The sequence below is a fragment of the Clostridium psychrophilum genome (assembly GCF_018861705.1).
GTDB lineage: Bacteria > Bacillota > Clostridia > Clostridiales > Clostridiaceae > Clostridium_AD > Clostridium_AD psychrophilum.
The window spans coordinates 17,821-30,538 of the sequence record NZ_JAHLEC010000006.1 but is presented as its reverse complement, the minus strand read 5'-3'; the positions used below and the strand labels follow the sequence as shown (position 1 = coordinate 30,538).

Annotated in this window: 11 protein-coding genes; 10 read left to right on the top strand and 1 reads right to left on the bottom strand. The window is 31.1% G+C overall.

The window, feature by feature from the left end:
* Positions 1 to 334 precede the first annotated feature (334 nt).
* Positions 335 to 1,051 carry an SGNH/GDSL hydrolase family protein gene (locus tag KPL38_RS02775; RefSeq protein WP_216286693.1) on the bottom strand — a complete coding sequence of 239 codons (717 nt, stop codon included), beginning with the start codon at positions 1,049 to 1,051 and terminating at the stop codon, positions 335 to 337.
* 789 nt (positions 1,052 to 1,840) lie between these two features.
* Between KPL38_RS02775 and KPL38_RS02770 the strand changes: the two genes are divergently transcribed.
* The 10 genes from KPL38_RS02770 to KPL38_RS02725 all read left to right on the top strand — a co-directional run bounded on the left by KPL38_RS02770 (position 1,841) and on the right by KPL38_RS02725 (position 12,639).
* Positions 1,841 to 2,884 (top strand): aliphatic sulfonate ABC transporter substrate-binding protein, encoded by a 1,044-nt coding sequence (locus KPL38_RS02770; RefSeq protein ID WP_246577786.1) that lies wholly within the window; start codon positions 1,841 to 1,843, stop codon positions 2,882 to 2,884.
* 14 nt (positions 2,885 to 2,898) lie between these two features.
* Positions 2,899 to 3,738: an ABC transporter ATP-binding protein gene (locus tag KPL38_RS02765; RefSeq protein WP_216286691.1), complete on the top strand. Its 840-nt coding sequence runs from the start codon at positions 2,899 to 2,901 to the stop codon at positions 3,736 to 3,738.
* The gene (locus tag KPL38_RS02760) at positions 3,668 to 4,444 is read left to right on the top strand and encodes an ABC transporter permease (protein WP_216286689.1); all 777 of its coding nucleotides are present in this window, start codon (positions 3,668 to 3,670) and stop codon (positions 4,442 to 4,444) included. The genes KPL38_RS02765 and KPL38_RS02760 overlap by 71 nt, the downstream gene beginning before the upstream one ends.
* A 27-nt stretch (positions 4,445 to 4,471) precedes the next feature.
* The gene (gene cysC / locus KPL38_RS02755; RefSeq protein WP_216286687.1) at positions 4,472 to 5,059 is read left to right on the top strand and encodes an adenylyl-sulfate kinase; all 588 of its coding nucleotides are present in this window, start codon (positions 4,472 to 4,474) and stop codon (positions 5,057 to 5,059) included.
* A gap of 9 nt (positions 5,060 to 5,068) precedes the next feature.
* The gene (locus KPL38_RS02750; protein WP_216286678.1) at positions 5,069 to 6,748 is read left to right on the top strand and encodes an adenylyl-sulfate reductase subunit alpha; all 1,680 of its coding nucleotides are present in this window, start codon (positions 5,069 to 5,071) and stop codon (positions 6,746 to 6,748) included.
* On the top strand, positions 6,738 to 7,052 hold the full coding sequence (locus KPL38_RS02745) for a 4Fe-4S dicluster domain-containing protein (RefSeq protein WP_216286676.1): 315 nt from the start codon (positions 6,738 to 6,740) through the stop codon (positions 7,050 to 7,052). Before KPL38_RS02750 ends, KPL38_RS02745 begins: the two co-directional genes overlap by 11 nt.
* A 12-nt stretch (positions 7,053 to 7,064) precedes the next feature.
* Positions 7,065 to 7,865 carry a sulfate adenylyltransferase subunit CysD gene (gene cysD / locus KPL38_RS02740; protein ID WP_216286674.1) on the top strand — a complete coding sequence of 267 codons (801 nt, stop codon included), beginning with the start codon at positions 7,065 to 7,067 and terminating at the stop codon, positions 7,863 to 7,865.
* Between the two features lie 18 nt (positions 7,866 to 7,883).
* Positions 7,884 to 9,572 carry a sulfate adenylyltransferase subunit 1 gene (locus tag KPL38_RS02735; RefSeq protein WP_216286672.1) on the top strand — a complete coding sequence of 563 codons (1,689 nt, stop codon included), beginning with the start codon at positions 7,884 to 7,886 and terminating at the stop codon, positions 9,570 to 9,572.
* A 275-nt stretch (positions 9,573 to 9,847) separates the two neighbouring features.
* Positions 9,848 to 11,548 (top strand): ABC-ATPase domain-containing protein, encoded by a 1,701-nt coding sequence (locus KPL38_RS02730; RefSeq protein WP_216286664.1) that lies wholly within the window; start codon positions 9,848 to 9,850, stop codon positions 11,546 to 11,548.
* 62 nt (positions 11,549 to 11,610) lie between these two features.
* A complete protein-coding gene (locus KPL38_RS02725; RefSeq protein WP_216286662.1) occupies positions 11,611 to 12,639 on the top strand; it encodes a threonine aldolase family protein in 1,029 nt (342 codons plus the stop codon).
* Positions 12,640 to 12,718 lie beyond the last annotated feature (79 nt).

Here is a 12,718-nt window from a genome sequence, read left to right as displayed (position 1 = left end):
ATATGCAAGTTTGATTTCTGCATGATTCAAATTTAACAAATTAAAAATTTTTACTTAGAGAATTACCAAGTTTGTGGACTTAACCTAATCTAAGAAAAAAATGGAATTTAAAGTATGAACGATCATTAAAGCGAAAAATATATATGTTGTGAAAAGTTTAAGATAAGGAATCTGTGAAATTTTAAAATTATAAATGTTTTTGATAAACATGACTACTATATTATAATATAAAAACAGCAGAAATTGAAATTTTATTTTCAGTTTCTGCTGTTAGTTTTTGTGGCGATTATTTACTCTAACTTTTAATAAAAAAACTCATATTCTATTTGCTTTATTAATTCTGTAATATAAAGTTATAGTTTTCTTTCATGAAATTTAATATAACAGTAGCAATTAACGATTGGCCTTCTGTATTTGGATGGATACCATCTTTGCATAAAAACTTACTGTAATCGCTGTATTTTAGAAACTCTGAGCGTACATCAATTAGTACGGTGCTGGTTTCATTAGCAACTTGTGTAATCATCTTACTATATGAATTGTGCCAGGTAAAGAGTCTGTCCTTTGTACCTAACCAATGTAGTATGTTTTTTTCTGCAAATGAATCTTCTTTTGCAATCCATTTAAAATATTTCAAAGGATCGAGTGGTGGAAGGGTCATAAGCACAGGGAGTATGTGGTTAGTTTTTAATGTGTCTATCATAGATAGTAGTGTTTCACGAAAAGTAATTATATCTGTATTTGGTTTGTATTCCATGTTAGGATTTTTAGCAATTTCGTCCCATTTATAATCACAGTCATTACCACCAAATTCAACTAGCACCATATCTGGAGATTTTTTAATAACATCATTGTACATTTTGCGTGCACCTCTCATAATGGTATTACCAAATTTACCAGCATTGTAAACAGGTCCTTTTATTTTATTTTCTATGATACTTGTAAAGTTTTCTTTTAAATTTGCATATCTAGATTTTTTATCATCATAAATAACACCTTTTGTAATAGAATCACCATATGCTACAATAACGTAGCTATCTTTTACTTCCATAATATACCTCCATAAAACTAAACTATTTAATACCTAAATTAATTAGTTCAATTAATTTATTTTATAACAATATTGTATCATACAAATATAAACATTGCAATACATAGTTATGAAAACTAGGTAATAACACAATATATATTTTAATTACATTATATGAATACAAAATAATGTATTAACATTACTATAGTCTTATATTTTCATTCTTCATAATTCCTTTATAACCTACAATTATTATGTATTTATTGTAGGTTGTGTTTATACAGGCAGAAGTATGCATATGATTTATCTATCATTTGTGTTTATATGTAAAATAGGTTGCCATTATATACTAAAAAGTTTAAAGATTAATCACAACAAATATTAAAGGTTGTGTTGACAATCGATTAAACTAATGATAATATACACCTAACCTATAGGAAAGGTATGAATACACTTTAGGTAAATTCATTAAATGTATTATGTATCTGACATAACTTTATTTTAATTGTAAGGAGTATACAATAAATACTTTTGATAAAATGGTAAAAGCTTAAGAAATATAATCATTGAAATATTATTATATTGGAAGGAATTGTTGTGAATAACAACATTAATATATTTAAGAACTTAAGTGAAAATTAAAAAAGAATCTTTAACTAGCTTCAAAAAATGAATCAATTACTAAAAACCAAAGTTTATCTGTAGTTACAGTTTCAGTAATTAAAGATATTTAGAAAAAATAATAGTTGATTGTAATTGATTAGTTTATTGAATATTTAAATAAAAATAGTTTTAAACAGGGGGTTTAAATTGAAAAATTCAAAGGGGTTTAAATTTTCAATGGTAATCTTGGCAGGCGTTTTATTACTGGTTGGGTTAGTAGGATGTTCTTCAAAAAAAACAGAAGATCCTAATGTTAATGTTAGAGTTGGATATTTTCCAAATATAACTCATTCTCAAGCACTTGTAGGACGAGAGCTTGGCAGTTTTCAGAATGCAATGGGCAAAAAAAATAAAGTTGTTTGGAAATTATTTAATGCAGGGCCAGCAGAAGTAGAAGCACTTTTTGCAAAAGCTATTGATATTGCATATATTGGACCTGGACCAGCTATCAATGGATATGCAAAATCTAAAGGGGATATTCAAATCATAGCAGGGGCAACTGATGCAGGAGCAATATTTGTATCTAGAAAAGGATTAGTTATTAAAAATTTAAAGGAGTTAAGTGGGAAAAAAGTGGCAGTGCCACAGTTTGGAAATACTCAAGATTTAACACTTAGGCATTTAATGTCTCAAAATGGACTTAAAGATAAAACAAAGGGTGGCACCGTTGAAGTTAGGCAAGCATCTAATGCAGATATTTTAACATTGCTACAAAAGGGGGACATAGATGCAGCATTAGTGCCAGAACCTTGGGGTTCGAGATCTATAAAAGAGGCAAAAATAAATATTATTTTAGATTATAAAGATTTATTTAAGGGAGGAAAGTATACTACAGCCGTAGTAGTTGTTAGAACTGAATTTTTAAAGCAGCATCCATTAATTGTTGAAAAATTTATAAAAGCTCATGTAGATGTTACTAGTTATATTAACAAAAATCCAGAAAAGGCTAAAGAAATAGTTAATAAACAAATCATTGGATTAACAAAAAAAGGAATAGAAAAGGATGTTTTAAATGATGCTTTTAATAGATTAACAATTACAAATAATCCAGAGAAAGACTCAGTTTTTGATTTCGTTAATTTCTCACTTAAAGAAGGTTTCTTAAATTTGAGACCAGATACAAAAGCTTTATTTAATCTTAGTATATTAAACCAAGTATTAAAAGAAAAAGGGCAGGATCAAATCAAATAATTGAGGTGATAAATTTGAGTCTTATAGTTAAGGATGTTAGTAAGGACTTTATTTCAAAATATAAAAAGACAAACACACTTGAAAATTTTAATCTGGAGATAAAGAATGGTGACTTTGTATGTATATTAGGACCTTCAGGTTGTGGAAAATCTACTCTACTAAATATTTTAGCAGGACTTGAAAAGGCTACTAAAGGTGTTGTTATACTTAATGGAAATGAAATAACTGGACCAGGACCGGATAGAACGGTAATGTTTCAAGAAGCTGCGTTATTCCCTTGGCTTAAGGTGATAGACAATGTGGAATTTGGTATGAAGATGGCGGGTATGCCAAAGGAAGTTAGATATAAAAAGGCAATATATTATTTGAAAATGGTACATCTATCAAAATTTCAGAATTCATATGTGTATGAGTTGTCAGGTGGCATGAAGCAAAGGGTGGCACTTGCTCGGGCTCTATCTCTTGATTCTGAAATACTTTTAATGGATGAGCCTTTTGCAGCACTAGACAGTCAAACTAAAATGATGTTACAACAAGAGCTTGAACGTATATGGGTAAATACAAAGAAAACTATTGTTTTTATAACTCATAATGCAGAAGAAGCAGTTTATTTAGCAAATAGAGTTGTAGTCATGGCAGCTAATCCAGGTAGAATAAAGCAGGAGTTTATTATTGAACTTGCAAGGCCGAGACAAATGGAAAGTTCAGATATTGCGTATTATACTTCTAAGATAATGAAAGCACTAAAAGAGGAGGTGGAGAAGGTTGCTAAAGCAGAATACGATGGTGATTGGAATATTGAAGAGAATTCTGTTCTATATTCTTCTGATACTGATATGGGAGGGGATTTATAAACTAGGTGTTGATACTTTGAAAATTTGGAAACCGTACATTTTACCATCACCTTTTGATGTTTTTGGGACTTTGATAGTCCTAATAAAAAATAATACTATAGGTATAGCTACTGTTGCAAGTTTAAAGAGAATTATAGTGGGATATTTTATTTCAGTAGTTATAGGAGTTACTTTAGGACTTACAATTGCTAAATTCAAGTATTTGGATGAAAATTTAGGACCATTAATTTTAGGACTTCAGACATTACCTAGCATTTGTTGGTTACCTTTTGCGATATTATGGTTTGGATTAAGTGAGAGTTCTATTATATTTGTAATTGCAATTGGTTCAACATTTGCAGTTGCTATATCGGTTAAATATGCGATAAAGAATGTTAATCCATTATATATAAGGGCGGCAAAAACAATGGGTGCTAAGGGCCAAAAAGTGTATACTCAAGTAATTTTACCAGCTGCGCTACCTGATATAGTAAGTGGATTAAAGCAGGGTTGGTCATTTGCATGGAGAGCTTTAATGGCAGGAGAGATGCTTTCTGCTACAACGGGGCTTGGTCAAGTCCTCATGGTGGGAAGAGATTTAGCAGATATTAGTCAAGTTGTATCAGTAATGCTAGTTATAATAGTTCTTGGGTTATTTGTCGACAAACTTGTTTTTTCAAGACTTGAGAAAAATATGAGACATAAATGGGGTCTTGACAGGGTATAGTTTTTAATTTAATGGGGGTTAAGGCATATGAGTATTGAAAATCTTACATGGCATGATGCAGCTGTTACTAGGGATGATAGAGAAAAGTTGCTTAAGCAAAAATCTAAGTTGCTATGGTTTACTGGGCTATCGGGTTCTGGTAAGTCAACAGTTGCAAATGCTTTAGATATAAGACTAAATGAGAGTGGATATGCAACATATTTATTAGACGGAGATAATATTCGCCTAGGTATAAATACCGATCTTGGATTTTCGATGCAAGATCGGAATGAAAATATTAGGCGTATTGGTGAAATAGGCAAATTGTTTGTGAATTCTGGTCTTATAACTATAGCATGTTTCATATCTCCACTAAAAGTAAATCGTGATATGGTTAGAAAAATTATTGGAAATGACTTTATTGAAGTTTTTGTAGATTGTTCACTTGAGGAATGCGAGAAAAGAGATCCAAAAGATTTATATAAAAAGGCAAGAATCGGAGAGATTAAAGAATTTACAGGTATATCTTCACCTTATGAAAAACCTGAAAACACAGAAATAGTAATAAAGACAGACAGCCAATCAATAGATGAATGTGTAGACAAAATATTACATTATATAAAATGTCTTTGTTAGGAGATTACAATGAAGCTAGAAACAAAAATATTTAAAACCGATATATTAGTTGTTGGTGGAGGTACTGCTGGATGTTATGCTGCATTAACCTTAAGTGAGAACGATGATACAAACATTATAGTAGTGGATAAAGCTAATATAAAAAGAAGTGGATGCTTAGCTGCTGGTGTTAATGCAATTAATGCCTACATTAATAAAGGATACACTCCAGAAAATTTTGTAGACTATGTTAAAAAGGAAGCAGAGGGAATTATAAGAGAAGATCTTGTATACTCTATAGCTAAAAATTTAAATAAGGTTACGAAGCACATAGAGAGTATTGGATTAACTATATTAAAGGATTCACAGGGAGGATATGTTACTCGTGAAAAAAGAAGTATTAAAATCAATGGAGAAAACATAAAACCTCTTCTTGCAAATGAGGTTAATTCAAAAGAAAATATAAAGGTATTAAATAAGGTTAATATTATAGATTACATTATCAAAGATAACATAGTTATTGGAGCTTATGGATTTGGTGTACAAGAAAATCGGTTCTATGTAATATATGCGAAAGCTGTTATTTGCACAACTGGTGGAGCATCAGGTCTTTATAAACCTAATAATCCTGGCTTTTCTAGACATAAGATGTGGTATTCACCATTTAATACTGGAGCTGGTTATGCGATGGGTATAAGAGCAGGAGCTGAAATGACTTCTTTTGAAATGAGATTCATTGCGCTAAGATGTAAGGATACGATAGCGCCTACAGGAACTGTGGCTCAAGGCATTGGTGCTAAGCAAGTTAATGGGGATGGTAATGAGTATGTAAAAAAATATGGAAAGCCTTTAACCATAACACGCCTTTATGCTACTGTCGAGGAAAATAAGAAGGGGCTAGGTCCATGTTTCTTAAAAACTGAAGGTGTATCTAAAGAAGTAGAGGAAGAACTTTATAAGGCATATCTTAATATGGCACCTGCACAGACCTTAAAATGGATCGAAGATGGATTTGGCCCTAGCACGCAAAACTTAGAGATTGAAGGTACTGAACCTTATATAGTTGGCGGACATGCAGCTAGTGGTTATTGGGTGGACATTAAAAGAGCTACAACCATCCCAGGTTTATATGCAGCTGGAGATGTGGCTGGAGGAAGTCCTAAAAAATATGTAACTGGTTGTTTTGTAGAAGGCGAAATTGCAGCAGATGCTGCAACCAAATTTATAAAGAATAAGGAAAATAAGTATATAGGACAAGAAGAAATAAGTTCTAAAGAAAAAGTACTAGAAACTTTTCTAAAAGATGAGAAAAGTGCATTTTGTATAAATAACGTTGAAGAGGCTATGCAAAAGGTAATGGACGAGTATGCAGGTGGTATATCTAAAAATTATGTTTACAACACTACAAGGTTAAAAATTGCTAGTAAAAAAATAGAGGAGCTTTTAGTAATTTCAAATAAATTAAGGGCTAAAAGCATGAGAGAACTACTTCAGATATACGAAGTTATTGATAGATTGTATGTTTGCAAAGTGTTAATAGTTCATCTTCTAACAAGGAAAGAAACCCGCTGGAAATGTTATGGGGAGAATGCAGATTACAAAGAAAAAGATGAAAACTTGCTTAAATATGTCAATACAATTTACAAAGATGGGAAGGTTCAAGTTGTCTTTAGAAACTTAGTAAAGCGAGATGAAGTTTATGAGCATTAAAATAGATGGACTTAAATGCGTGGGGTGTGGCAAATGCTTAGAGGTTTGCCCAGGAAATCTTATATTTAAAAATGATGACTCAAAAGCTTTTATAAAATATCCCGAGGAGTGTTGGGGTTGTACTGCTTGTCTTAAAGAATGTCCTGTAGCCGCCATAAATTATTATCTGGGCGTTGATATTGGAGGCAAAGGAACTTATTTAAACACCAAAAAAGATAAAAATCTTCTTCATTGGCACATTTTTAAACCAAATAATGAAGAGATAATTATTACAACAAATGTAGCAGAGGCTAATAAATATTAGGGAGGTTAAATTATGGATCATTTAGATACATTAGAAGCAGAAAGTATTTTCATATTAAGAGAATCTTATAAGAAGTTAGGTAAACTTGGAATGTTATGGTCAATTGGAAAGGATTCAACAGTATTATTATGGTTATCTAAGAAGGCATTTTTCGGACATTCTCCTTTCCCTTTTATCCACGTAGATACAAAACATAAAATACCTGCGATGATTGAATATAGAGATAAAATTGCTAAAGAGTTTAATATTGATCTTATAGTACACACAAACCAGGAAGCTATAGACGCAGGTATGGGGCCGGATAAAGGAAGACTTGTTTGTTGCAAGGCATTAAAAACAGATGCACTGCAACAGGTAGTCACAAATTATGAATTTGATGGATTAATTCTAGGAATTAGAAGTGATGAGGAAGGTTCCAGGTCAAAGGAGCGAATATTTAGTGAAAGAAATAAGGAGTCCGAATGGGACTACACTAATCAAGCTCCAGAACTTTGGGACCAATTTAAAACTGATTTTCCAAAAGGAAATCATATTAGGGTTCATCCAATACTTCATTGGAATGAAATTGATATATGGTCATATATACAGAGAGAAAAAATACCGCTTATAGATTTGTATTTTGCAAAAAACGGTGAGAGATATAGAAGCCTTGGATGTGCTGAGTGTACAGGCAAGATAAAGTCTAATGCAACAACAATTGATCAGATAATTGAAGAGCTAAAGGTTACTACAACAGGAGAAAGAGCAGGCAGGGCTCAAGATCAAGAGGATGCTTATGCTATGCAAAAACTTCGTAAAGATGGATACATGTAAGGGAGGGGTTTATTACTAATGGGAAAAACAAGAGAACAATTAAGAATAGTTGCAGTTGGACATGTAGATCACGGTAAGTCTACAGTAATTGGAAGATTATTGTATGATACAAAATCATTGCCAGAGGGTGCAATTGATAAAGTTAAAAGAATTGCTAAAGAAACGGGTAAACCTTTTGAGTATGCGTATCTATTAGATGCTTTCGAAGAAGAACAAAAGCAAGGAATAACAATAGATACAACTTCACTTCAATTTCATACTGATAAAAGAGATTATGTAATTATAGACGCACCAGGACATGTAGAATTTCTTAAAAACATGATTACAGGTGCAGCTAGTGCTGAAGCCGCACTTTTAATAATAGACGCTAAAGAGGGAATTCAAGAACAATCTAAAAGACATGGTTATATTCTATCATTACTCGGAATTAAACAGGTGTACGTTTTAGTTAATAAAATGGATCTTATTGATTACAGCCAGGAGAAGTTTAATGTTATAAAAAATGAGATGAATAAATTCCTGAAAAATTTAAAAGTACATCCTATAGGATACATTCCAATCTCAGCATTTTATGGAGAAAATATAACTACAAAATCTGAAAAATTATCTTGGTATAATGGAGAAACCGTTCTTGAAGCATTAGATTTATTTACTCAGGAAGATGGACTTGAAGCAAAGCCATTAAGATTTCCAATTCAAGATGTTTATAAATTTGACGATAGGAGAATAATTGCAGGAAGAATTGAAGCAGGTAGCCTTAAGATTGGTGATGAAATTCTTATTTCCCCATCTAACAGAACTACAAAGGTGAAGAGTATAGAAGCTTTTGTAGAAAAAGATAAGGTAAATAAGGTAAGTGCAGGAATGTCTGTTGGTATTACATTTGAAGATGAGTTTTTTAATAAAAGAGGAGAGATAATTTCACACATTAAGAATGCTCCTATTGTTTCTGACCTTTTTAATACCAATATATTTTGGATGGGGAAAAATAGCTTAGTAAAGGGCAAAAAATACAAGATAAAACTTGTAACTCAAGAAGTTGAGTGCGAAGTTGTATCATTTAATAAAGTTATAGATGCAAGCACTCTAGGAACTTATAAAAATGCACTTGAGGCAAAAACTAATGATGTAGCTGATGTTACTATTAGGGTGAAGGAAAAAATATGTTTTGATAAATTTGCAGATAACCAAAACACGGGTAGATTTGTAATAGTAGATGGTTATGATGTAAGTGGTGGAGGAATTATTGCTGGAGTTGCGGAGTCCGATGGAGTAATAGAAACCAGTTTTAATTTCGAAGAAGTTAAACTTCCAATTAATTGTTTTGATGAATATTATTTTGATATTAATGCTCTTGAAATTAAAAAGGAATTGATAAAGGCCACCCAATATAAAGTTGGAGATAATGTGCCCTTCCTTGGAGAAAGTTATGAATATACAAAAGATTTTGATGTAATAGCATTAAATTCTAGTCTTGTTGCTAAAATAAGAAATGGTAAGTTAATTGGTGTTATAGCTGTAAAAAATTATTCATATGAGAGTATAACTACCATTAATGAAAAAGGGTTCGGAATTAAACTAACATCACAAAAAGATTTATCATCATATATTAATGAGTATAAAAAAGTCATGAATGAGAATTTTGCGAATAAATGGTTAGATTTTACTAAATATAGAACTATAAAATTCACAGATAGTATAGAATAAATTTTAGATGAAATATCAACTTAGGGAGAGGGTGTAAACTCTCTTTTTGATTTTACTAAAGTAGATTTCAAACAAAATAATTATGCGATGAATTTTACACAAATGTTGATACAATAATTAAAGATGTGTATAATTAATAAAAGATATATTAAAATAACTAAAAAATGCATAATAGATTATAAAGTTACTAAACAAGGGAATCATGGTTTGGTAACTTCTTTATATAATAGGAGGGAAAAACTATTTTATAAAGCTATAAAGGGAGAAATACATATATGAAGAATTCTGGAATGTTAAAAAAAGATTTAGATAGAATTGATGGGAAAAGCTACAGAATGTATAAGGAATTAGCGGGAGAGTATGATTTTGGAAACTATATACTCTCTATAGATCATGTTCAAGGAGACCCTTTTGCATCACCATCAAGAATTAGAGTAATAGTAAATCAGAATATTGCTAAGTTTCCACAGAAAATATTTGATACTGTTATTAAAAACGTTGCAACGGCAGATTTCTTAACAAGAGAATTTTATTATAATATGCATAAATATTCTCAAAAGGTGAATGGATCTGGCAAAAGTGGATTAATAGCTATAAGCAAATGTCCACAAGAAATATTGAATAGAACTTCAGTAATTATAGATGATTCTAAAATAGAAGCGAGATTTTATGTCGGATTTCCTGCAAGAGGAAGAAGTGTTTTATCAAGAGAACTGGAAAAAATCTTATATAATATAATTCCAAACATAGTTGAAAATTCATTAATGTATAAAAATATTAATCAACAAAAATTAATCAATAGGGTTAATCTTGTTGAGGATCAGGAATGTATAAGAAGGTCACTCTCAAGTAGGGGACTTATTGCATTTGTTGCTAATGGATCAATGCTACCTAGGGAGAGTGGTGTATCCACAAAACCATTAAAAGATGGCAGTACATTTATTTCACCAAAGGAACTAGAAGTAAAATTTGAAACAGCGAGTCATGGCACAATTTGTGGGATGGGCATTAAAAAAGGCATAACTCTTATTGTAGGAGGAGGATACCATGGAAAATCTACATTATTAAAAGCTTTAGAGCTTGGAGTTTATAATCATATTGAAGGGGATGGCAGAGAGTTTGTTATAACTGAGGGTTCAGCTTTAAAAGTAAGGGCAGAGGATAACAGATGCATAACAAATACAGATATATCATTATTTATAAGTAACTTACCCAATGGGAAAGATACAAAAAAATTTTGCACACATAATGCAAGCGGAAGTACATCACAAGCTGCGAGTGTTATTGAAGGAATAGAAAGCGGATCAAATGTATTTTTAATAGATGAGGATACTTCAGCTACTAACTTCATGATGAGAGATGAGCTAATGCAAAAATTAGTGTCTAAAGAAAAGGAACCGATAACACCTTTTATTGAGATTGTGGGACCACTTTATAAACAAAAGCAGATTTCAACAATAATTGTAGTAGGAAGTTCAGGAGACTTTTTTGATGTTGCTGGTTGTGTTATTCAGTTGGATAATTATGAGGTCAAAGATGTTACAAAAGAGGCTAAAAGACTTAGCCTAGGTAATATAACAAAAAGAGTTAATGAGAGAGATTTAAAAATAGATATAGGTTTTAATAGAGTGATGAGAACTGGAAATATTGCAGCTAATGATAAAGGTATCAAGATTAAGGTAATGGGGTTAAGTACTATTATTATTAATAGAGAAGAAATAGATTTAAGAGCAGTTGAGCAAGTAGTTGATAGTGAGCAATTAAATGCCATAGGCTTAATTATGAAATGGGCAGAAATAAGTATTATGAATAAAGGATTAAACTTTGAAAACATGGTAGATAATATAATTGGTCAAATAGAAAAAAATGGCTTAATATGTATGGATATATTAAAGGGTGGAAGTGGAAGTTTAGCAATGCCTAGAAAGCAAGAAATAATGGCAGCATATAATAGATATAGAAAATTAAAAATGTAAAAAAACATAACCTAATTTAGATATGCAAATAAGTAAATGTTAACAAAAGGAGAAGCAAACTTATGTATAGTTTTAAAAATGATTACAGTGAAGGGGCTCACCCCAATATATTGAAAGCTTTATTTGAATCTAATATGGAACAGACAGAAGGGTATGGCGAAGACAAATATTGCATGGCCGCTATTAAGTTATTAAAAGATAAATTAAAACGTAGTGATGTTGATATTCATATGTTTTGTGGTGGAACTCAAACAAACCTTACAGCTATTTCAGCTTTTTTAAGACCACATGAGGCTGTCATATCAGCCAATACTGGACACGTGTTAGTCCATGAAACTGGGGCTATAGAGGCAACAGGACACAAAATCATATCAATAAAAGTAGCCGATGGAAAACTAAAACCTGAACATATACAAATGGCTATAGATGAGCATAATGATGAGCACATGGTAAAACCTAAAATGGTTTATATTTCAAATCCAACAGAAATAGGTACCATATATAAAAAACAAGAACTAGAAGATTTATATGGATTTTGCAAGAAAAGTAATATAATATTATACATTGAGGGGGCAAGACTCGGATCTGCAATATGCTCAAAAGAGAATGATATAAAGTTCTCAGATTTACCAAACCTTGCTGATGCTTTTTATATAGGTGGAACTAAAAATGGTGCATTACTAGGGGAGGCTCTTGTTATTTGCAGTGATTTTCTTAAGGAAGATTTTAGATATTTCATTAAGCAAAAGGGTGGATTACTTGCAAAAGGAAGACTAATTGGTATACAATTTTTAGAGCTATTTAAAGACAATATTTATTTTGATTTAGCAAAACATGCAAATGATATGGCAGAATTATTAAAAATATCGATAAGCAAATATGGGTATTTATTCTTAATAGATTCACCAACAAATCAAATATTCCCAATATTTCCAAATGTTACAATAAATAAACTCGAAGAAAAGTATGCATTTTTTATATGGAAAAAAGTTGATGAAGAAAATTCTGCTATACGGTTAGTAACTTCATGGGCTACAAAGGAATATAATGTAAAGACGTTTATTGAGGATCTTAGAGAAGATAGCAAATAAGTTAAATAAATTGAAATCCGCTTTATTTTTTTCGATTATTAGATTAAAATATGAAATTATTGCAATATTGTCTTTATTT